22 protein-coding genes and 1 pseudogene are annotated in these 21790 nt (G+C 64.0%); 12 read left to right on the top strand and 11 right to left on the bottom strand.

The genetic code is table 11. The features are described from left to right. Window positions 1–205 precede the first annotated feature (205 nt). From PQQ53_RS14950 to PQQ53_RS14930, 5 genes are all read right to left on the bottom strand, one after another. Window positions 206–664: a DUF2844 domain-containing protein gene (locus tag PQQ53_RS14950; RefSeq protein WP_408141522.1), complete on the bottom strand. Its 459-nt coding sequence runs from the start codon at window positions 662–664 to the stop codon at window positions 206–208. A gap of 137 nt (window positions 665–801) precedes the next feature. Continuing rightward, a complete protein-coding gene (locus tag PQQ53_RS14945; RefSeq protein ID WP_408324628.1) occupies window positions 802–1035 on the bottom strand; it encodes a hypothetical protein in 234 nt (77 codons plus the stop codon). 4 nt (window positions 1036–1039) lie between these two features. Next, the gene (locus PQQ53_RS14940) at window positions 1040–1882 is read right to left on the bottom strand and encodes a TolC family protein (protein ID WP_408324626.1); all 843 of its coding nucleotides are present in this window, start codon (window positions 1880–1882) and stop codon (window positions 1040–1042) included. An 86-nt stretch (window positions 1883–1968) separates the two neighbouring features. Next, window positions 1969–2292 (bottom strand): rhodanese-like domain-containing protein, encoded by a 324-nt coding sequence (locus PQQ53_RS14935; RefSeq protein ID WP_408324624.1) that lies wholly within the window; start codon window positions 2290–2292, stop codon window positions 1969–1971. Between the two features lie 71 nt (window positions 2293–2363). After that, a complete protein-coding gene (locus PQQ53_RS14930; protein WP_408141524.1) occupies window positions 2364–3017 on the bottom strand; it encodes a protein-L-isoaspartate O-methyltransferase family protein in 654 nt (217 codons plus the stop codon). 358 nt (window positions 3018–3375) lie between these two features. Between PQQ53_RS14930 and PQQ53_RS14925 the strand changes: the two genes are divergently transcribed. The 6 genes from PQQ53_RS14925 (at window position 3376) to PQQ53_RS14900 (ending at window position 10308) form a co-directional block, all read left to right on the top strand. Continuing rightward, window positions 3376–4452 carry a LacI family DNA-binding transcriptional regulator gene (locus PQQ53_RS14925; RefSeq protein WP_408141525.1) on the top strand — a complete coding sequence of 359 codons (1077 nt, stop codon included), beginning with the start codon at window positions 3376–3378 and terminating at the stop codon, window positions 4450–4452. 2 nt (window positions 4453–4454) lie between these two features. Then, on the top strand, window positions 4455–5942 hold the full coding sequence (locus PQQ53_RS14920) for a sugar ABC transporter ATP-binding protein (protein WP_408324622.1): 1488 nt from the start codon (window positions 4455–4457) through the stop codon (window positions 5940–5942). Continuing rightward, window positions 5923–6936, top strand: coding sequence for an ABC transporter permease (locus PQQ53_RS14915; protein ID WP_408324620.1), 1014 nt, complete (start codon window positions 5923–5925; stop codon window positions 6934–6936). The genes PQQ53_RS14920 and PQQ53_RS14915 overlap by 20 nt, the downstream gene beginning before the upstream one ends. Window positions 6937–7048: 112 nt before the next feature. Continuing rightward, the gene (locus PQQ53_RS14910) at window positions 7049–8011 is read left to right on the top strand and encodes a substrate-binding domain-containing protein (protein WP_408141528.1); all 963 of its coding nucleotides are present in this window, start codon (window positions 7049–7051) and stop codon (window positions 8009–8011) included. A gap of 81 nt (window positions 8012–8092) precedes the next feature. Continuing rightward, a complete protein-coding gene (locus PQQ53_RS14905; protein WP_408141529.1) occupies window positions 8093–9142 on the top strand; it encodes a sugar phosphate isomerase/epimerase family protein in 1050 nt (349 codons plus the stop codon). A 14-nt stretch (window positions 9143–9156) separates the two neighbouring features. Next, window positions 9157–10308, top strand: a complete 1152-nt coding sequence (locus tag PQQ53_RS14900; protein ID WP_408324619.1) for a Gfo/Idh/MocA family protein — start codon at window positions 9157–9159, stop codon at window positions 10306–10308. 15 nt (window positions 10309–10323) lie between these two features. On the opposite strand, the gene PQQ53_RS14895 is transcribed toward PQQ53_RS14900, so the two are convergent. The 4 genes and pseudogenes from PQQ53_RS14895 to PQQ53_RS14880 all read right to left on the bottom strand — a co-directional run bounded on the left by PQQ53_RS14895 (window position 10324) and on the right by PQQ53_RS14880 (window position 13655). Beyond that, window positions 10324–10584 carry a hypothetical protein gene (locus PQQ53_RS14895; RefSeq protein ID WP_408141531.1) on the bottom strand — a complete coding sequence of 87 codons (261 nt, stop codon included), beginning with the start codon at window positions 10582–10584 and terminating at the stop codon, window positions 10324–10326. A gap of 87 nt (window positions 10585–10671) precedes the next feature. Next, window positions 10672–11490, bottom strand: a pseudogene (locus PQQ53_RS14890) (efflux RND transporter permease subunit); the annotation flags it as partial. A gap of 27 nt (window positions 11491–11517) precedes the next feature. After that, a complete protein-coding gene (locus PQQ53_RS14885) occupies window positions 11518–12678 on the bottom strand; it encodes an ABC transporter substrate-binding protein (protein WP_408141532.1) in 1161 nt (386 codons plus the stop codon). Between the two features lie 35 nt (window positions 12679–12713). Continuing rightward, window positions 12714–13655: a CysB family HTH-type transcriptional regulator gene (locus PQQ53_RS14880; protein ID WP_149671579.1), complete on the bottom strand. Its 942-nt coding sequence runs from the start codon at window positions 13653–13655 to the stop codon at window positions 12714–12716. A gap of 235 nt (window positions 13656–13890) precedes the next feature. On the opposite strand from PQQ53_RS14880, the gene PQQ53_RS14875 reads away from it, so the two are divergent. From PQQ53_RS14875 to cobA, 6 genes are all read left to right on the top strand, one after another. Further along, window positions 13891–15570: a nitrite/sulfite reductase gene (locus PQQ53_RS14875; RefSeq protein WP_408141533.1), complete on the top strand. Its 1680-nt coding sequence runs from the start codon at window positions 13891–13893 to the stop codon at window positions 15568–15570. A gap of 22 nt (window positions 15571–15592) precedes the next feature. Continuing rightward, the gene (locus tag PQQ53_RS14870) at window positions 15593–16132 is read left to right on the top strand and encodes a DUF934 domain-containing protein (protein WP_408324617.1); all 540 of its coding nucleotides are present in this window, start codon (window positions 15593–15595) and stop codon (window positions 16130–16132) included. Next, a complete protein-coding gene (locus tag PQQ53_RS14865) occupies window positions 16129–16875 on the top strand; it encodes a phosphoadenylyl-sulfate reductase (protein ID WP_408324616.1) in 747 nt (248 codons plus the stop codon). Before PQQ53_RS14870 ends, PQQ53_RS14865 begins: the two co-directional genes overlap by 4 nt. 119 nt (window positions 16876–16994) lie before the next feature. Continuing rightward, window positions 16995–17957, top strand: coding sequence for a sulfate adenylyltransferase subunit CysD (cysD, locus tag PQQ53_RS14860; RefSeq protein ID WP_408141536.1), 963 nt, complete (start codon window positions 16995–16997; stop codon window positions 17955–17957). A 21-nt stretch (window positions 17958–17978) separates the two neighbouring features. After that, window positions 17979–19295, top strand: a complete 1317-nt coding sequence (locus PQQ53_RS14855; RefSeq protein ID WP_408141537.1) for a sulfate adenylyltransferase subunit 1 — start codon at window positions 17979–17981, stop codon at window positions 19293–19295. A gap of 100 nt (window positions 19296–19395) precedes the next feature. Then, window positions 19396–20151 carry a uroporphyrinogen-III C-methyltransferase gene (gene cobA, locus PQQ53_RS14850; protein ID WP_408141538.1) on the top strand — a complete coding sequence of 252 codons (756 nt, stop codon included), beginning with the start codon at window positions 19396–19398 and terminating at the stop codon, window positions 20149–20151. Window positions 20152–20270: 119 nt separating this feature from the next. Here the strand turns inward: cobA and PQQ53_RS14845 are convergent, their stop codons facing one another. Then, window positions 20271–20723: a hypothetical protein gene (locus PQQ53_RS14845; protein WP_408324614.1), complete on the bottom strand. Its 453-nt coding sequence runs from the start codon at window positions 20721–20723 to the stop codon at window positions 20271–20273. A 675-nt stretch (window positions 20724–21398) separates the two neighbouring features. Next, window positions 21399–21779, bottom strand: coding sequence for a sirohydrochlorin chelatase (locus PQQ53_RS14840; protein ID WP_408324613.1), 381 nt, complete (start codon window positions 21777–21779; stop codon window positions 21399–21401). Window positions 21780–21790 lie beyond the last annotated feature (11 nt).

The following is a 21790-nucleotide window of genomic DNA, read 5'->3' as shown; positions in this document are numbered from 1 at the left end:
GGAGTTGGAGTTGGAGTTGGGGTTGGGGTTGGGGTTGGGGTTGGAGTCGGGGTCGGGGTCGGCGCCGGCGCCGTCTGATCGCCACCCTCGTCGCCCCCGCCACCCCCGCACGCGGACAGCGCCACACTGGCGCTCACAAGCGCGCAGCAAAGTTTCTTATTGAATAACGTCATGGCGTTGAAGTTCGATGAATGCACGCGCCGCTTCATTGCAGGGTCTCCATGCGGACGTTGGCGGGAACGAGGCGCGGCAGATAGGCCTTGCCGAAAAAGTAGCCCGTATGGCCAGCCGACTCGATATGGAACGCGCTGTTGTGCTGGACCATCGGACCGATGCCTTGCGCGCGTCCTTCGCCGGGGTTGGCGAAGTTCGGGAAGTAGCTGCCGAGCAGTTCGCTCATGTCCGGGCGCACCGGACCTTGCCACGTAACGGCAAACACCACGTTGGTGGGCAATACGTATTCGCGGATCGTCACGCCGTCGGCGTCCTTCGCCTCGCGCACCGTGTACGACGCAGCCGAAGCGCCGGTTGTCACCGACGACTGCAGCAGCGATCGCGACGCCGCCATCGCGTGCGTGCGCGCGACTGGCGCCGCGCCCAATGCCGCGTAAGCGGCAAGCGGCGCCAACGCCGCGAGCGCCAGCGCGATCTTCAAAGATTTCATCTCAATGCTCCGGAAAACAGATCGGAGCATGATGCCCGTGGGCCGTTATTGGGATTGCAGGAAAATTCAGAATGGAGGATGGGAAAGGGCGTTGGATGGCGCGATCGGCTAGCGTCGCTCACGCATTCGTGCTGTCGTTAGCACGCGACGAACAGCCCGCTCCGTTGGCCGGTCGTCACAGTGCCGATCAGCGTATAGACGCTGGGGCCATGGAAGGACGACAGTCCACAAAGGCGCATGCGGTTGTCGATGGGAGCTACGAAGTAACGGCCGGCGTTGCCGAGCACCGCGTTGCCGGTTGCCATCAGGTTGTAGGCAGGCTGGTTGAAACGAAGCGGAGAAGCACAGAAGCGACGAACCAAAGCGCGCATGCCCCTACCTCTGCCCACCCCCATCCGGCACCACCCGTCGCCCAGGCTTCCCCGCCGCGCCTTTAGCCGCCAGCCCCGGATGCGGCACCGTCGGCGCCTGCGGCAGCGCGGTGAGCGTGCCGTCGTCGAGCGGCGACAGCAGCGCGCCCAACTGCAGCACGTCCTGATCCGTGAGACTCGCGCTCGACGCCTTCAGCTTGAGACTGTTGACCAAGGTGTCGTAACGCTCCTTCGCGAGATCGCGGCGCGCCGAAAATAGTTGGTCCTGCGCATTGAGCACGTCGATGTTGATCCGCACGCCGACCTGATAGCCGAGCAGATTCGATTCGAGCGACGTACTCGCGGACCGCTCGGCGGTCTGCAGCGCGCGCACCTGCGCGAGCCCGCTCACCACCCCGAGAAACGCCTGCCGCGCCGACAGCGCCGCGTTGCGCCGCGCCGTGTCGAGATCGGCGGCGGCCTGGTCTTCGAGCGCGAGCGTTTGACGCACGCGGCTTTGCGTGGCGCCGCCCGCAAAGATCGGAATCGTCACCTGCACGCCGATCGTGCTGTTCGTGTACGACGACCCCAGGTTGCCCAGTTCCGCAGCCAGCGCCGGTGTGCCACCCGGCAGCGTGTTCGCGCCGCTGCCGAAGCCGTTGCTATTGCCGGAAGAAGCGGGGAAGCCGCCGCCGAAATCGGTGTTCTGGCGGCTGCCGGTGAGCGATGCCGAGACTTGCGGCAGCAGCCTGGCGCGAGCGAGCGGCAGTTCCTCGCTGTTGGCAGCGAGCGCCGCGCGCGCGCTTTGCAGTTGCGCGTCGCTGGCGAGCGCCTCGTCGTAGAGTTGGGGCAGGCCAACGGCCCACACGGCAGCGTGCGAAACGCGCCGGCCAGCGTCAGCGCAGAACGGCCGCGCGGATCGGCGCCCGCTGGCGCGTCATCGCGGCAGTGAGCTCAGTAGGTGGGAACGGACGGATCGACCTGGCGTGACCACGCGTCGATGCCGCCTTGAAGATTGAACACGTTGGTGTGGCCGCGCGATTCGAGGAACATCGCGACCTGGGCGCTGCGCGCGCCGTGATGGCAGACGCAGACGATCTGCGCGTCGTCGTTGAGTTCTTCGCTGCGCGCGGGAATTTCACGCATCGGGATCGACACGGCGCCGGCGATCGACGCCGTTTGCAGTTCCCACGGCTCGCGCACGTCGAGCAGCACGGGCGCGGGACGCGAAGTGTCGGCGAGCCATTCGGCGAGCGCCGGAGCGGTCAGATTTTGCATCAGCGGAACATCCAGTTCAGATGACGGCCGCGTGGCGGCCGTGCGGATCGACGTATAGCGTTGTGTATCGCTTAGAACTTGAAACGCGGCGGCTGCACCGCGTTGATCAGCGGCTCGACGTAGGTTTCGAACACGTCGGCGATGCGGTACTGCTTCTCGTCGATACGCGTGATGATCTGCGCCTTCATGACCGGCGCGGTGCCGACGAAGGCCGCGAGGCGCCCGCCGATCTTCAGGTGTTCGAGGATTTCCTGCGGCAGCACCGGCAGGCCGCCCGACACGCAGATCACGTCGTAAGGCGCCGCGCCAGCCCAGCCGCGCGACGCGTCGCCAGTCACGACTTCCGCGTTCAGCACGCCGTTGGCGATCAGGTTGGTTTTGGCCAGCTCCGCCAGTTCGGGTTCGATATCCACCGTCAGCACGTGCTGCGCGCGGTGCGCGAGCAAGGCCGCCATGTAACCCGAGCCCGCGCCGATTTCGAGCACGCTTTCGTGCTTCTTCACCGCCAGTTCCTGCAGCACGCGCGCTTCGATGCGCGGCGCCAGCATGTGCTGGCCGGCCGGCAGCGGCACTTCGAAGTCGACGAAGGCCAGCTCGTGGTAGACGGCGGGGACGAAATTCTCACGTTTGACGATCGAGAGCAGATTCAGCACGTCCTGGTCGAGCACTTCCCAGGGGCGGATCTGCTGTTCGATCATGTTGAAACGCGCTTGCTCGATGTTCATGGTGGATTCGGCGGTTTTGGTTTGGCGAGCGGGCGACGAGCTTGACCGTGGATTTGGCCGGGGTTGGCCCCCAAGCCCGGCCAACGCCGCCGCTGACTTTTTGCCTCTGACCGGCCGCTTCGCGAAAACGATTCGGGATGCAAGCCGCGCCAGGGTAACTGCGGGATTGTACCAAATGGCGGCGGGCAGCCGGGTTCTCGCGGGCAGGGCGGCGGGCTGCGTGGAACATGGCTCGCGCGCCGGCGCGGCCCGTCGTCAGCCGTGGGGGCCCCCGTGTTAATCCCTAGCGATCTGTCCTTGCGCTTCGCGCTTCGATCACTCAAAAATGTAATCGATTACATTTTCGGCGCGAACTCACTTGACCAGATCGTCGTCCAAAGCGGCCCCGGCGCCCCAGTCCGGAGCGCGACCTCCGCCCGGGATTCGGCCGCTGCGCGCCGCCGATGGTCTGTCGATCGCCGGCGTGGCCGAGCAGGCGGGGGTCTCGGTGGCGACGGTGTCGCGCGTGCTGAACGGCCACGAGAACGTGCGGCCCGCCACGCGCGACAAGGTGCTCGCCGCGATCGACGCGAGCGGCTACCGTGTCAACGAACTCGCGCGCAATCTGCGCACCGCCGAGAGCCGGCTGCTGCTGACCATGGTGCCCGACGTCGGCAATCCGTTTTACGCGGAGATCGTGCGCGGCATCGACAGCGTCGCACGTCAGCACGGCTACTTCATGCTGCTGTGCGACACGGGCGCCGACCCGGGGCGCGAGCGCAGCTACTTCGACCTGCTGCGCCGCCGCCGCGCCGACGGCGCGATCTGTCTCGACCCGGCCACCATCCAGCAGGCGCTCGGCGAGGCGTCGCACGCGCTGCCGTGGGTCGCATGCTGCGAGTTCGATCCGGCGGTCGGCGTGCCGTACGTCGGCATCGACAACTACCGCGCGGCCGGCGACGCGGTGCGGCACCTGCTCGCGCGCGGCCACCGGCGCATCGGCCTGATCAATTCCGACGTCGACTACCTGTACGCGCGGCAGCGTCAGCAGGGCTATCTCGACGCGCTGACCGAAGCGGGCATTGCGCCGGACCCGCGCTGGCGGATGAACCTGAACAGTCTCGACTACGAAGCGGGCGCGTCGGCCGCCGTGACGCTATCCGAGCAGCCGCACGCGCCTAGCGCGATTTTCGCGGTGTCCGACACGCTGGCGATCGGCGTGATCCACGGCTTGCGCAGCGCGGGCAAGCGCGTGCCCGACGACGTCGCGGTGGTCGGCTTCGACGACATCTCGCTCGCCGCGCAGATCGATCCGCCGCTTACTACCATCGCGCAGCCGATGCGCGAACTGGGTGAAACCGCCGCGCGTCTGCTGTTGCAGCGTCTCGCGAATCCGTTGGCGAACGTGCCGGGCGTGCTGCTGCCGCATCGGCTGGTGATTCGCGGGAGCGCGTGACCATGAGCCTCGCGATCCGCTTCGACGACATCCGCAAAGACTTCGGCCCGGTGCGCGTACTGCACGGCGTGAGCTTCGAACTCGCGCCGGGGCGCATCTACGGTTTGCTCGGTGAGAACGGCGCGGGCAAGTCGACGCTGATGAAAATTCTCGCGGGCTACGAAACCGCGACGTCGGGCAGCTTGCTGGTCGACGGCCGCACGCAGCAATTCACCGGCTCGCGCGACGCCGAAGCGCAAGGCATCGTGCTGATCCATCAGGAGTTCAATCTCGCCGAGCATCTGACGATCGCGCAGAACATGTACCTCGGCCACGAGAAGCGGCGCGGTTGGTTCCTCGACGATGCCGCGATGCGCGCCGACGCCGCGCGCTATCTCGCGCAGGTCGGGCTGGAGAAAGCGCCGGAGACGCGGGTGCGCGAGCTGATCGTCGCGGAAAAGCAGATGGTGGAGATCGCGAAGGCGCTGTCGCGCAGCGCGCGTCTGCTGATCATGGACGAGCCGACCGCGACGCTCACGCCGTCTGAAACCGAGCGGCTCTTCACGCTGATGGCGAAGCTCAAGACCGACGGCGTGACGATCGTCTACATCTCGCACAAGCTGGACGAAGTGGAACGCATCACCGACGAAGTCATCGTGATGCGCGACGGCCGCTTCGTCGCGCGCGGCGAGACCGCGTCGCTCTCGCGCCAGCAGATGGCGAACCTGATGGTGGGGCGCGAGCTGTCCGACATGTTCCCCGACAAGCTCACCGTGCCCGCCGACGCGCCGCTTGCATTGAAAGTCACAGGGCTCGCGGTGCCCGAGTGGGTGGAGGATCTGAGCTTCGACGTGCGCGCGGGCGAAGTGCTCGGCTTCGCGGGCCTCGTCGGCGCGGGCCGCACCGAGGCGTTCGAAGCGATCATCGGTCTGCGCAAGCGCACGGCGGGGCAAATCGAAATCGCGGGACGGCGCGCCGATCTGAAGAGCCCGCGCGACGCGATGCGCCACGGTCTCACGTACCTCAGCGAGGACCGCAAGGGCAAGGGCCTGCACGTGAACCTGAACCTGCAGGACAACGTCACGCTGATGACGCTCGAACGCTACGCGCATCCTTTATTGGACCTGAAAGCGGGACGCGCGGCGTTGACGAAAGCGGTCGGCGAATTCGGCATCCGCACCGGCGATCTGTCGAGCCGCGCGCGCATGCTCTCCGGCGGCAACCAGCAGAAGCTCGCGCTCGCCAAATTTTTGCAGCCGGACCCGAACGTGATCGTGCTCGACGAGCCGACGCGCGGCGTCGATGTCGGCGCGAAACGCGACATCTATTTCCTGATTCACCGGCTCGCCGCGCAAGGCCGCGCGGTGATCGTCATTTCATCCGAACTGATCGAGCTGATCGGCTTGTGCCACCGTGTTGCCGTGATGCGCGCGGGGCGCCTGCAAGCCACGTTGACGCTCGAACATCTGACCGAAGAGGAGTTGATCGCTCATGCGACCGGCACCCACTGAAGCCGTGCAAGCCGGCCGCGCGCTGCGCTTCGCGCATCGTCTGTATGCGCTCGGGCCGCTCGTCGGGCTGATTCTGCTGTGCGTGATCGGCACGCTGCTGAACCGCGATTTCGCGACCGTCGACAACATGATGAACGTGCTCACGCGTACGTCGTTCATCGGCATCATCGCGGTCGGCATGACCTTTGTGATCATTTCGGGCGGCATCGATCTGTCGGTCGGCTCGATGGCCGCACTGATCGCGGGCAGCATGATCTGGCTGATGAACGGGCTCGCGTCGGGCTCGGCCGGGCACACGTTCGCGCCGCTCGCGATCGTGTCGATCGGCATCGTCGCGGCGCTCGTGCTCGGCGGGTTGTTCGGCTGCGCGCACGGATTGCTGATCACCAAAGGACGGATCGAGCCGTTCATCGTCACGCTCGGCACCCTGGGGATCTTTCGCGCAGTGCTCACATGGCTCGCCGATGGCGGCGCATTGACTCTGGATAATTCGTTATCCGATCTATACGGCCCGGTGTATTACGCGAGCCTGTTCGGCGTGCCGGTGCCGATCTGGGTGTTTCTCGTCGTGGCGGCGGGCGGCGCGCTGATCCTCAATCGCACCGCGTTCGGCCGGCACGTGCAGGCGATCGGCTCGAACGAGCAGGTCGCGCGCTATGCGGCGATCCGCGTCGACACGGTGAAGATCGTCACGTATGTGCTGCTCGGCATCTGCGTCGGCGTGGCGACCGTGCTCTACGTGCCGCGGCTCGGCTCGGCCACGCCCACCACGGGGCTCCTGTGGGAGCTGGAGGCGATCGCGTCGGTGGTGGTCGGCGGTACCGCGCTCAAAGGCGGCGAAGGGCGCGTGATCGGCACGGTGATCGGCGCGATTCTGCTTTCGGTGATCGCCAACATTCTGAACCTGACCAGCATCATCAGCGTGTATCTGAACGCGGCGGTGCAGGGCGTGGTGATTATCTTCGTCGCGTTCGTGCAGCGCGGACGGCGATAGTTTTAGTGCTTCAAGCTGCAATACCGGGTAACACCAGGCAATAGCAGGCAAAACCAGCAGGTCCAAAAATCGGGGCGCCGGAACGCCTCACCAACTGGATGGAGACACAACCATGAAACACGTCATTCGAGCGGTCGGCGCCGGCATGCTGGCGTTGGGGATACTGGGTACGGCAGGCGCTGCGCGCGCCGACGACAAGGTCACACTGGGCGTGGCGATTCCGACAGCCGACCACGGCTTCACGGGCGGCATCGTCTGGTGGGCGAACAAGGCGAAGGCCGATCTGGAGAAAGCGCACCCCGATCTGAAAGTGATCGTCAAGACCGCGGCCGGTGCGCCCGAGCAGGCGAACCAGTTGCAGGATCTCGTGACGGTCAACAAGATCAACGCGCTCGTGATCTTCCCGTTCGAATCGGCGTCGCTCACGCAGCCGGTCGCGCAGGTGAAAAAGAAGGGCGTGTACGTGACGGTGGTCGATCGCGGCCTGACCGACACCAGCGCGCAGGATGCGTACGTGGCCGGCGACAACACCGCGTTCGGCAAGATACCCGCCGAGTTTCTGGCGAAGGAGCTGGGCGGCAAGGGCAACATCGTCGCGCTGCGCGGCATTCCGACCACGCTCGACAACGAGCGCTGGGCCGCCTTCACCGGCGTGCTGAAGAACTATCCGGACATCAAGATTCTCGACGGCAAGTACGCGAACTGGAATCGCGACGACGCGTTCAAGGTGATGCAGGACTATCTGACCCGCTTCAAGCACATCGACGCCGTCTGGGCCGCCGACGACGACATGGCGGTCGGCGTCATCAAGGCGATCGATCAGGCCAAGCGCACCGACATCAAGATCGTGTTCGGCGGCGCGGGGTCGAAGGGCATGGTGAAGAACGTGATGGACGGCGCGCCGATGATCAAGGCCGACGTGTCGTACTCGCCGAAATTCATCTACGACGCGATCAAGCTCACCGCCGAGGCGCGTTTGAAGGGCGAGAAGCTGCCGGCGACGACGATCATTCCGTCGGTGCTGATCACGAAGGAAAACGCGCAGCAGTTCTACTTTCCGGACTCGCCATTCTGAGCGTGAGTGTTGAGTCAGCGCGCTCGCCGTGGTTTTGCCGCACTAGCATGGCGGGCGCGTGATCGTTCGAGGAACAGTACGATGAAAACCATCAAAGGGCCGGCGATCTTTCTGGCCCAGTTCATGGGCGACGAGGTGCCGTTCGACAATCTCGCGCATCTGGCGGGCTGGGCCGCGGGGCTCGGCTTCAAGGGCATTCAGGTGCCGTGCGATGCGCGCCTGATCGATCTGGAGCAGGCGGCCGCGAGTCAGGCCTATTGCGACGAACTGCGCGAGATCGCCGACGATGCGGGCGTGACGATCACCGAACTGTCGACGCATCTGCAAGGGCAACTGGTCGCCGTGCATCCGGCGTACGACACGTTGTTCGACGGCTTCGCCGCGCCGCAGGTGCGCGGCGACCCCGCCGCGCGCACGCAGTGGGCGATCGACCAGTTGAAGCTTGCGGCCAAGGCGTCGCAGCGTTTGGGCCTGAGCACGCACGTGTCGTTTTCCGGCGCGCTGGCGTGGCCGTATCTGTACCCGTGGCCGCAGCGTCCGGCGGGCCTCGTCGACGCTGCCTTCGACGAACTCGCGCGCCGCTGGAGGCCGATTCTCGATGCGTTCGATGAAGCCGGCGTGGATGTCTGCTACGAATTGCATCCGGGCGAGGACCTGCACGACGGCGTGACGTTCGAGCGCTTTCTCGACGCGCTCGGGCAGCATGCGCGGGCGAACATCCTCTACGATCCGAGCCATTTCGTTTTGCAGCAGCTCGACTACCTGGCGTTCATCGACATCTATCACGAGCGCATCAAGGCGTTCCATGTGAAGGATGCGGAGTTTCGGCCGAACGGCAAGCAGGGCGTATATGGCGGATATAGCGGCTGGGTCGAACGGGCGGGGCGTTTCCGGTCGCTCGGCGACGGCCAGATCGACTTCGGCGCGATCTTCTCGAAGATGGCGCAATTCGATTTCCCCGGCTGGGCCGTGCTCGAATGGGAGTGCGCGCTGAAGCATCCACACGACGGTGCGCGTGAAGGCGCGGAGTTCATTCGGCGGCACATCATTCGCGTGGCCGAGCATGCGTTTGACGATTTTGCGGGGAGTGGCGTGGATGATGCGCAGGTGAAGCGTGTGCTGGGGCTTTGATGAGGAGTAACGCGATGCCACACAGAAGGCTTGGCTTGGGCATGGTCGGCGGCGGGCAGGGTGCGTTCATCGGCGCGGTACATCGGATCGCGGCGCGGCTCGACGATCGTTTCGAACTGGTGGCGGGTGCCTTGTCGTCCGACCCGCAGCGCGCGCAGGCGAGCGCCGCCGAGGCGGGCATCGCGCGCAGCTATGCGGACTGGCGCGAGATGGCGCGCGCCGAAGCCACTCGCGACGACGGCATCGACGCGGTCGCGATCGTCACGCCAAATCATCTGCATGCGCCGGTCGCGACGGCGTTCCTCGAAGCGGGCATCCACGTGATCTGCGATAAGCCGCTGGCGATTTCACTCGCCGAAGGCGAAGCGCTCGCGAAGCTCGCGCGCGACAAGGGCAAGCTCTTCGCGCTGACTCATACGTACTCCGGTTATCCCATGGTGCGTCATGCGCGCGAACTGGTCGAGCGCGGCGAACTGGGCGAGATTCGCGTGGTGCAGGTCGAATACGCGCAGGACTGGCTGGCCGAACCGGTTGAGACAAGCGGCGCGAACAAGCAGGCCGGCTGGCGCACGGACCCGTCGCTGGCGGGACCGGCGGGCTGTCTCGGCGATATCGGCACGCATGCGTATCACCTCGCGTCCTTCGTCACGGCGATGACACCGCGGGCGCTGTCGGCGGAGTTGCACACCTTCGTGCCGGGACGCCGCATCGACGATCACGTGCAGGCGATGCTGCGTTACGCGAACGGCGCGCGCGGCATGTTGTGGGCGAGCCAGGTGGCGAGCGGCGCGGAGAATGCGCTGCGTCTGCGGGTGTATGGAACGAAGGCCGGCCTCGCATTCGATCAGGAGCAGCCGAACGAATTGTGGTTCACACCGCTAGGCGGGCTGGCGCAGCGCTTGACGCGAGGGCGCGTGCAAAGCGCGCTCGCCGCGCACGCGACGCGTGTGCCGTCGGGACATCCCGAAGGTTATCTGGAAGCGTTCGCGCAGTTGTACAAAGACGCGGCGTTGCAGATCGAAGCGCTGGACGAAGGCCGCGCGCTGCCTGCGGAGAGTCTGCTACTCACGACGGTGGACGATGGTGTCGCGGGGCTGCGCTTCATCGATGCCGTGCTCGCGAGTAGCGCGGCGGATGGGCAGTGGCGCGAGATTGAAAGGGCGTGAAGCGGAGAGGGCCGCTTAGCCGCCCTTACTCTTCCTGATCTGCTCTTCGAACGCGATATCGAGCTTGCTCGCCTTGCGCGGCTTCTGCGGACCGTACGCGTCGACGAACTTGACGAAGTCGTCGAGCGTCAACGGGTCAGAGACTTTCTTGTCGGAGCCGCTCGATTTGTCGACCAGATAGAACAGGCCGCCTGACAGGCTGATTGCGGCGAACAGCGGATTGCCGCTGCGCGTTTTCAGCCGTTCGACGGCGTGGATGGCTCGGGTGGTGCGCATGGTGTGGGACTGCTGATCGGGGAGAGACTGCTACTTTAACAATTTCGCCGACGCGGCGCGGCATGGCGTCAGCGCCTGAGCGCCTGACTACCCCTTACGCCGGAACACCGCGCGCGACCAGTCCGCCCGATCCTCCAGCACCGTATACACCACCGGCAGCGCCACCAGCATCAGAATCGACGACGTAATCACCCCGCCGATCACCGTCTGCCCGAGCGGGCCGCGTTGTTCGCCGCCTTCGCCGAGCGCGGCGGCGAGCGGCAGCATGCCGAAGATCATCGCGAGCGTAGTCATCAGAATCGGCCGGAGACGCACGCGCGCCGCTTCGAGCAGTGCCTCGCGCCGCTCCATCATGCGGCCCTGGCCGGCTGCATCGAGGAAGGTGCCGCGCCGCGCCTGGTTCGCGAAGTCCACCAGCAGAATCGCGTTCTTGGTCACGAGCCCCATCAGCATCGCGAAGCCGATGATCGAGAACATGTTCAGCGTGCTGCCGAACAGCAGCAGCGCGATCAGCACGCCGATCAGCGTGAGCGGCAGCGACGCCATGATCGCGAGCGGCTGCGCGAAGCTCGCGAACTGTGACGCGAGAATCATGTAGATGAAAATCACCGCCAGCGCGAGCGCCTCGATCGCGTACACGAACGACTCCTGCATGCTCCTGGTCGAGCCCTCGAAGCGGTAGCGATAGCCGGCCGGCAGATGCATCGCATCGAGCGTTTTCGCGATGTCGGCGGCGACCTCGCCCGGCGAGCGGCCGTTCACGTTCGCCGAGAGCATCACCTCGCGTTGCAGATCGCGCCGGTTCAACACGTCGGGCCCGGTCGTTTTGACGATGTCCGCGATCTGCCGCAGCGGCACCAGCACCGGCGCGCCGTTTGCATCGGTGCGGCTGGTCGCGATCATCAGCCGCGCGCACGGGCATTTGCGCTTTGCTTACTGGCTCAGATAAACAAACTTGCCGTTCCTGATGGTGCCCATCACGCTTGCGCGCTGATCCAGGCCGACGTGGTCCTTCGGGCTCGTGTTGACGACGCCGTTCGGCACCACCAGTTCATGGGCATGTTCCAGCTCGTCGCGCAACGCGGCGCGGAACGCCGGCGTGCCCGGCTGCGCCGTCTTCAATGCACGCGCTACCGCGTCCTGCAAACGCGGATAGACGCCCGCCGCATCGCCCGCGAATTGCGTCACGCTGCCCGCGCCGTACTTCGCTTCATACTCGTTGGTGAAGGCGAGCGCCGCTTTCTTCGCCGGATGATCGGCCGGCAGCGTGCGCGCGACCACCACCGGCTGGGTCGGGAACAGCGTGCCTTCGACGTCCTTGCCGCCCAGCTTGATGAACTCCGGCGTCGCGATGCCGTGCGTCTGGTAGATCGGCCCCTTGTAGCCGCGTTCGATCAGCGTGCGCTGCGGCAGCACCGTCGGCGTACCGGCCCCGGCGATCAGGATCGCATCGGGCTTCGCGGCCATCAGCTTGAGAATCTGGCCGGTGACGCTCGCGTCCGTGCGGTTATAGCGCTCGGTCGCAACCAGCTGGATATGGCGCAGCGCCGCGAACTTGCTGAACTCGTTGAGCCAGCTCTCGCCGTAGCCGTCCGCGAAACCGATGAAGCCCACCGTCTTCACGTTGTGATTGGCCATGTAGCGCGTCATCACGTCGGCCATCGCGCTGTCGGTCTGCGCCATCTTGTAGGCCCACACCTTCTTGCCTTCCTGCGGCTCGACCACGCTGGCCGAACCGATCAGCGTGATCATCGGCGTCTGGCTTTCGGCGACCGGATCGAGCGCGGCCATCGCGGCCGGCGTGATGTTCGGGCCGACGATCACGTCCACGTGGTCCTCGTTGATCAGCTTGCGGATGTTGCGCACGGCCGAGCCCGGGTCGGATGCGTCGTCGAGGAAGATGTAGTCGGCTTTCTGGCCGGCGATCGTCGCGGGCCACATCAGCATCGCGTTCTTGCTGGTGATGCCGATCACGGCCGCAGGACCCGTGCTCGACAGATCGATGCCGACCTTGAGGTCGGCATGGGCTGCGGTGGCGAGCAAGAGCGCGCCGAGAGCGGCGATGCCGCGAAGTTTGTTCTTATGCGACTTCATCGAGAAGGGTCTCCGTAGCAGGAAGCGAGGTGATATCAAAGTTCGTAGGTTTCGTGTTCGCCCTTGAGCGCCTGTTCGATCAGCTTGCGGTTCATGCTCGGCGACAGCAGTTCGACGAGCGTGTACACATAGCTGCGCAGATAGGCACCTTGTTTGAGCGCGACGCGCGTCACGTTGCTGCCGAACAGGTGGCCGACCGGCATTGCGCGCAAATGACGGTCGCGCTCGGCGTTGAACGCGATATCCGCCATGATGCCGACGCCGAGGCCCAGTTCCACATAGGTCTTGATCACGTCGGCGTCGATCGCCTCCAGCACGATGTCCGGATGCAGCCCGCGCAGACGGAACGCCTCGTTGATCTTGGTGCGGCCGGCGAATGCGTTGTCGTAGGTAATCAGCGGATACTGGGTCAGATCATCCAGCGCCAAAAGTTTGCGGTCGAGCAGCGGATGATCCGGCTGCATCACCGCGACGTGGTGCCACTGGAAGCACGGCAGCGACACCAGTTCCTTATAGTTGGCGATCGCTTCGGTGGCGATCGCGAGATCGGCCTGGTCGTGCAGCACCATCTCGGCGACCTGCGTCGGGCTGCCTTGCAGAATCGAAAGGTGGACTTTGGGGAAGCGCTTCTTGAACTCGGCGATCGCGGCGGGCAGCGAGTAGCGCGCCTGGGTGTGGGTCGCGGCGATGACGAGATTGCCCTGATCCTGCGCCGCGTAATCTTTACCGACGCGCTTCAGGCTCTCGACTTCCTGCAGGATTTTCTCGACCGACTGCAGAATGATGCGTCCCGGTTCGGTCAGCGAGCGCACGCGCTTGCCGTGCCGCGTGAAGATTTCGACGCCCAGCTCGTCTTCGAGCTCGATGATCGCCTTGGAAACGCCCGGCTGGCTGGTAAACAGCGCCTTCGCAGCTTCGGTGAGGTTGAAGTTCTGCCGCACAGCCTCGCGGACGAAGCGGAATTGGTGCAGGTTCATATATAACCTCTCCGCATATAAAAAGAATTTTTTAGTCGTTTGAAATATAAGGCGAGTTTATTACGATCTGTCCATCTTTTTCAATATGGATATCTGTCTTTGTCATAAGCAAATGAGAGATGGGTCTAAACGCTCGTTTGCGGCAGCTGACTAAGACGGATATTCAAGGCGCGGCGGAACCGGTGCGCCGGCCGCCGGACCGCCGTGTGTCACGCCAAAAAATTGGGGTCCCCGAATGTACCAATACGATCAGTACGACCAGACCATCGTCGATGAACGGGTCGCGCAATACGCCGATCAGGTTCGCCGCCGCTTGTCGGGCGAATTGAGCGAAGAGGAGTTTCGTCCGCTGCGCCTGCAGAACGGCCTGTACTACCAGCGCCACGCGTACATGCACCGCATCGCGATTCCGTACGGCAACCTGCGCAGCGACCAGATGCGCGTGCTCGCGCAGATCGCGCGTGAACACGACCGCGGCTACGGCCATTTCTCGACGCGCTCGAACATCCAGTACAACTGGATCAAGCTCGAAGAAACGCCGGAAATCCTGCGCAAGCTCGCTGCGGTGCAGATGCACGGCATTCAGACCTCGGGCAACTGCATCCGCAACATCACCGCCGACCAGTTCGCCGGCGTAGCACCGGACGAAGTGGTCGATCCGCGTCCCTGGGCGGAAATCCTGCGCCAATGGTCGACGTTCCACCCGGAATTCGCGTGGCTGCCGCGTAAGTTCAAGATCGCCGTGTCGGGTTCGAAGGAAGACCGCGCCGCTGTGCAGGTTCACGACATGGGCGTGTATCTGAGGAAGAACGAGCAGGGCGAGCTGGTGGCCGACATCCTGGCCGGCGGCGGCATGGGCCGTACGCCGATCATCGGCGCGATCATCCGTACAGATTTGCCGTGGCAACACCTGCTGACGTATTGCGAAGCCGTGCTGCGCGTGTACAACCGCTATGGCCGCCGCGACAACATCTACAAGGCGCGCATCAAGATTCTCGTGAAGGCGTTGAGCCCGGAGAAATTCTCGGCGCAGGTCGAAGAAGAATGGCAGCACCTGAAGGACGGCCCGTCGACGCTCACGCAGGCTGAAGTGGATCGCGTGGTCCAGTACTTCCAGCCGCCGGTGTACGAGAAGCTGCCGGATACGGATGCGTCGTACGAAAAGCATCTGCTGGAAAGCCGCGCGTTCGCGCGCTGGGTCGAGCGTAACGTGCGGCCGCACAAGGTTGCGGGCTACGCATCGGTGACGCTGTCGCTGAAGCCGACCACCATCGCTCCGGGCGACGCCACCGACACGCAAATGGAAGCGGTCGCCGATTGGGCCGACGAGTATTCGCTCGGCGAAATCCGCGTGTCGCACGAACAGAACCTGATTCTCGCCAACGTCAAGAAGCGCGATCTGTTCGCGCTGTGGGAAAAGGCCAAGGCACAAGGTTTCGCCACGCCGAACATCGGCTTGCTGACCGACATCATCGCGTGCCCGGGCGGCGACTTCTGCTCGCTCGCGAATGCGAAGTCGATTCCGATCGCACTCGCGATCCAGGAACGCTTCAACGATCTCGACTACGTGTACGACCTCGGCGACGTGTCGCTGAACATCTCGGGCTGCATCAACGCGTGCGGTCACCACCACGTCGGCAACATCGGCATTCTGGGTGTCGATAAGGACGGCTCGGAGTGGTATCAGGTGACGCTCGGCGGCGAGCAGGGCACGGGCGCGACCGGCGCGCACCTCGGCCGCGTGATCGGCCCGTCGTTCTCGGCGGAAGAAATGCCGGACGTGATGAGCAAGGTGATCGACACCTTCGTGGAAAACCGCCACGAAGGCGAGCGCTTCATCGAAACGTACAACCGCATCGGCATCACCCCGTTCAAGGAACGTGTGTACGCCTCGCGTCAACCGGCTCACGCGTAACCGCGAAAAGGATACTGAACAGATGGCTTCTATCATCAAGAACCGCGCAATCGCCAACGATGACTGGACCCTTGTGCGTCCGGCGGAAGACGGCGCGCTGCCCGCGGTGAACGAATTGCCGGCCGGCAAGGTGCTGGTGCCGCTCGCGCTGTGGCAGGCTGAGCGTGAAGCGCTCGCTGCGTCGCGCAGTGCGGCCGAGATCGGCGTGTGGCTCGCGCCGGACAGCGAACCGGCGGATATCGTCGCCGACTTCGACAAGATTGCGCTGATCGCCGTGGATTTCCCGGTGTTCCGCGACGGCCGCGGCTACAGCATCGGCCGCCTGTTGCGCGAGCGTTATGGCTACAAGGGCGAGCTGCGCGCAATCGGCGACGTACTGCGCGATCAGATCACGTTCATGTTCCGTTGCGGCTTCGACGCGTATGCGCTGCGCGCGGACAAGGACTTCGACGATGCGCTGAAGGCGTTCGACGAATTCAGCTTCAACTATCAGGGCGCGGTGAATTCGTCGCCGCTGTTCCGCCGCCGCGAGGCGGGCGAACTGCAAAAGGCGCCGGTATGAGCGACGCGCACACGCTGACGCCGGAACTCGCCGCGAAGGTCGAGCGCCTCGATGCGCTGCTCGACTCGATCGCCGCGCGCCACGCGAACGTGAAGCTTGCCAGCAGCCTCGCAGCGGAAGACATGCTGCTCACCCACGCGATCCTCTCGCGCGGCGTGAAGATCGGCATCTTCTCGCTGAATACGGGCCGCTTGCATGCGGAAACGCTCGGCATGCTCGATCGCGTGAAAGAGCGCTATGGCTACGAGATCGAACAGTTTCATCCGCAGGCAGCGGCAGTCGAGGAATACGTCGGCTCGCACGGTCTGAATGCGTTTTACGAAAGCGTCGATCTGCGCAAGCGTTGCTGCGAGATTCGCAAGGTCGAGCCGTTGAACCGCGCGCTGTCGGATGTCAGCGCCTGGGTGACGGGCCAGCGCCGTGAACAGTCGGTGACGCGTGCCGAACTGCACGCGGAAGAGCACGACGCCGCGCGCAACATCGCCAAGTTCAATCCGCTGACGGACTGGACCGAGGCTGAAGTGTGGGATTACCTGAAAGCGTTCGACGTGCCGGTCAATCCGCTGCATGCGCGCGGTTATCCGAGCATCGGCTGCGAGCCGTGTACGCGCGCGATCCGTCCCGGCGAGGACAGCCGCGCAGGGCGCTGGTGGTGGGAGTCGCGCGATACGAAGGAATGCGGCCTGCACATCACGACGATTACCCCGATCGCGGTCGAACGCAGCGAAAACGCTTCGGTCTGATATCCCGCTACACTGAGGGCAGGCTCCCGGTTTGAACGGGTTGAACGCCGCCCGGATCGATTTGAATACTTGTGCTCCGGCGGGCAACCGCTCGCCGGGCAATCAACGAAGGACCTGACATGAGCACCACGCTCGATTCCACTGTGAACGCTCCGCTTACCAACACGGCGAACCGTATGGATCACCTCGACTGGCTCGAAGCCGAGTCGATCCACATCCTGCGCGAACTGGTCGCCGAATGCAGCAAGCCCGCACTGTTGTTCTCGGGCGGCAAGGACTCGGTCGTGGTGTTGCACCTCGCGCTGAAGGCCTTCGGCATCGGCGCGAATCGCAAGACCGTGTTGCCGTTCCCGCTCGTGCATATCGACACCGGCCACAACTACGGCGAAGTGATCGACTTCCGCGATCGCCGTGCGCAGGAGATTGGCGCGGAACTGGTGGTCGGCCACGTTGAAGATTCGATCAAGCGCGGCACCGTGCGTCTGCGCCGCGAAACGGATTCGCGCAACGCCGCGCAAGCCGTGACGCTGCTCGAAACCATCGAACAGTACGGCTATACCGCGCTGATCGGCGGCGCGCGCCGCGACGAAGAGAAGGCCCGCGCGAAAGAGCGCATCTTCTCGTTCCGCGACGAGTTCGGCCAATGGGACCCGAAGGCGCAACGCCCGGAACTGTGGAGCCTGTACAACGCGCGTCTGCATAAGGGCGAACACCTGCGCGTGTTCCCTATCTCGAACTGGACCGAACTCGACGTGTGGCAGTACATCGCTCGCGAACAGCTCGAACTGCCGTCGATCTACTACGCGCACCAACGCGAGATCGTGCGCCGCAACGGTCTGCTCGTGCCGGTCACGCCGCTCACGCCGATGCGTGAAGGCGAAGTCAGCGAAAACGCGCAGGTGCGTTTCCGCACCGTCGGCGACATCAGCTGCACGTGCCCGGTGGAAAGCGACGCGGACGATATCGAGAAGATCATCGCCGAAACGGCCGTGACCGAAATCACGGAACGCGGCGCGACGCGGATGGACGATCAGGTCTCCGAAGCCGCGATGGAACAGCGTAAGAAGCAAGGTTATTTCTAAGCACACGAGGGTAAGACAATCATGAGTGGTATTCATCAACCAGAAGACCTCGGCGTGCTGCGTTTCATCACTGCGGGTAGCGTCGACGACGGTAAGAGCACGTTGATCGGCCGCCTGCTGTACGACAGCAAGGCCGTGTTGAGCGACCAGCTCTCGGCGCTCTCGCGCGCGAAGAACAAGCGCACCGTCGGCGACGAAATCGATCTGTCGCTGCTGACCGACGGCCTCGAAGCCGAGCGCGAGCAGGGCATCACGATCGACGTCGCGTACCGTTACTTCGCTACCGCGAAGCGCAAGTTCATCATCGCCGACACGCCGGGCCACGAGCAGTACACGCGCAACATGGTGACGGGCGCGTCGACCGCGCACGCGGCGATCATTCTCGTCGACGCGACGCGCGTGACGTTCGTCGATGGCGTCGCGCAACTGCTGCCGCAAACCAAGCGCCATAGCGCGATCGTCAAGCTGCTCGGCTTGCAGCACGCGATCGTCGCCATCAACAAGATGGATCTGGTCGACTACAGCGAGCAGCGCTTCAACGAGATTCGCGATGCGTATGTCGAACTCGCGCGCCAACTCGGCCTGACCGATGTGCGTTTCGTGCCGGTGTCGGCACTGAAGGGCGACAACATTGTGACGGCCAGCGAAAGCATGCCTTGGTACGCGGGCGAGCCGCTGCTGGACCTGCTCGAAGCGCTGCCGGTCGAAGTGCCGACCGGCCAGGCGCTGCGTTTTCCGGTGCAATGGGTGGCGCGCCAGGACGGCAACCAGGCCGACGATTTCCGTGGCTACATGGGCCGTGTCGAAGCGGGCGAAGTGAAGCTCGGCGATACGATCGTCGTGTTGCCGGCCAATCGCGAAGCAACGGTTGCAGAGATCATCGCGCCGGTGGTGGGCGGCACGGCTGCGGTGGATCGCGCGTTTGCGGGCCAGACAGTGACGATCCGCCTCGCGGAAGACGTCGACGTGTCGCGCGGCGACACCTTCGTGCTGCGTGAAGCGGCGCCGGAACCGGCGAAGAAGCTCGAAGCAGACCTGTGCTGGTTCGACGACACGCCGCTGTCGACGCAACGCAAGTATCTGTTGAAGCAGACCACCAGCACGGTGTTCGCGCGAATCGGTGCGATCAAGGAAGTGCTCGACGTGCATACGCTGTCGCAAGCAACCGATCGCAAGGAACTCGCGATGAACGATATCGGCCGCGTTGCGCTGACGTTGCAGAAGCCGCTGGTGTGCGACGTGTACGACTCGCATCAGGGCACGGGCGCATTCGTGCTGATCGACGAGGCGACGCACCACACCGTCGCGGCCGGGATGATCCGGGCGTTTTCGGCGTAAGCGGAGAGGGGCGTCCGGCGGCGCGGTGTGACGATGCAGCGCGATGCGATGTGATGCGTCGTTGCTCGGCGCTGGCGCCCTAACCAACAGGTTGATGCAAATGGGTAAGGTTTATCTGATCGGCGCGGGGCCGGGTGCGGCGGATCTGATTACGGTGCGCGGCGCACGGCTGCTCGGCGCCGCCGACGTCGTGCTGCACGACGCGCTGGTCGAGCCGGCCATGCTCGACTACGCGCCTTCGCACGCAAAGCGGATTGCGGTGGGCAAGCGCTGCGGGCAACTGTCGACGGCTCAGCAGTTCATCAACAAGCAGATCGTCGATGCCGCGTTGGAGCACGAGGTGGTGGTGCGTCTGAAGGGCGGCGATCCGATGCTGTTCGGGCGTGCCGATGAAGAAATGCGGGCGCTGGAAGCGGCGGGCATCGAGTATGAGGTGGTGCCGGGGATTACCGCGGCGCTCGCGAGTGCGGCTTCGCTGAAGCGCTCGTTGACGCTAAGAGGCGTGTCGCGCAGTGTGGCGCTGGCGACGTTCAGCCGTGCGCCTGGGTCCGATGAGATTCGCGAGCAGGTGAATGCGGATTCGCTCGTGTTTTACATGGGCCGCGATAGCGGGGTGGAGATCGCGCAACAACTGATCGATGCCGGGAAGCCGGTGACGACGCCGGTCGCGATCGTCGAGGCTTGCAGCACGGCGCGCGAGCGGATGCTCACGCTGACGCTCGAGGATCTGGCTGCGGGTGAGGCGCAACGGTGGGTGGACGCATCGCAACCGAGTTTGCTGATGATCGGCGAGGCGTTTGCTGACCGGCGGCAGTCGGTGGTGCGGATCGTGGATGGGATGTTGGTGGCGGCTTAGGTTTGTGTTGCCTGCGCTGACGGAATGTTCGGCGTTCGGCGACATCGCTTGCTTGCTACAGGAAAGGCGCATTGATTGCGCCTTTTTTCACGTCTGGGGCAGGGCGCAGCAAGGTTGTGTCAGTGTGTTGCGGCGATGGACCGTGGGGTGGTCTTGAAGCGAACCTGCTTGAGCTGCGCGGCCTTGGATGTGCTGATCCGTTTGCGACTCTCCGATGCCGCCCTTGTCACTTTTGCCAGAAGATTTGTTGCGCGGCGGGCGGTGATTCGGCTTTGGGCGATTCCCTTCGCATCCAGCGCGATGACCTGGTACAACTCCAGGTCAGTTTCTACTTCTCGCTGGTAATCCTCGCCCGTATCGATCAATAGTCCCGGCAGTCTCCGCTGGCGCGATCTTTCGTCTCGCGTTAGAGCGGGGCTTCTGTAGATCGACGCTGCGAGTGTGACCAGCTTGTCCAACTGGCTTATCTGTCTTTCGATGAGTCCGAAAGCGGATAGCGCGAGTTTTTCGTATTGGAGAGCATCAACAGGTGGGCGCGAGGCGGTTCGAAAATGCTTGGCGGATTTACTCATGTGCGATCTCCCTGAAACTTGGCTGGATCGCCCGACACTCGCTTGCAAGGGGTGAGCGGGCACAGTGACAAGGTTGGCAGACTGGCTCACACCCACACCAGCAGACCCGGAGGTCTCCTATATCACGGCCCGCCCATAGAAGGACGTGCAGAAGCAGACGCGTTCTGCTGAGCCCAGGTTGGGTGTGAGATGTGCAGACTGCCAAGCCTGACCGTTGCTGTCTTGACGGCGAAATCAGTTTAAAACGTGTCGCTCAGGGAGTGATTACGTGGGCACGTTAAAGAGCGCGCGAAGCGAGCATTTCTGAAATTTCCGAATGGCCTGATGAACGAAGGCCAGCGTGCCGAGCAGAAACTTCAGCGTAAAAGGTAGGGGATGTTTGATGAAGTACCGCGACGGCGCGCGCAGCGCCGCCGGAAGAATGACTGCCTTGTCACGGGGGCGGAATGTGCGAGAGCACAGATTCCAGATGCACCACTGCCCCCTCCAAGCCAGGGGACCCGCTTAAGAATTAGCGGTGTGAAGCCGCTTTCTTTGCTTACTTTCTTTGCGGCGGCAAAGAAAGTAAGTGCCGCCCCGCACAGGGGCAACGCTAATAGACCACCGTGAATTCAAGGAAAGGCCAACACCCGACTAGCACACCCAAAGCGCCGCGCAGGCAAAACAAACCAGGCATCAAACCTGCCGCAAACAATAAAGCGCGACAGCATCGAGCACACCCTCATCCTCACCCACAGCGCCAGCGCATTTAATCTCGACAGAAGGGTGCAACTCACGACACCGCTGGATGATTTCAGGCAAATCCCTCCTGACATGCCCACCTTGCCCAAAAAAAACAGGCACAACGGTAACCCCATCACATCCCTGAGCAACAAGCCCATCCACCGCCGTAGGCAAATCCGGCTCCATCAACTCAAGAAAGGCCAACATCACAGGCCCGCCAGCATCGCCAGAACCGCGCACGGCCCGCAGCTTGTCGGCAAGCCTCTCAAACGGCTCCCGCCACCGCACATCCCTCGCGCCATGCCCAAACAGAACCAACCCATGCATAGCCATGACGATAACCC

This window comes from Paraburkholderia strydomiana (assembly GCF_046030495.1).
GTDB lineage: Bacteria > Pseudomonadota > Gammaproteobacteria > Burkholderiales > Burkholderiaceae > Paraburkholderia > Paraburkholderia strydomiana_A.
This window is presented reverse-complemented; position numbering and strand designations above follow the sequence as displayed.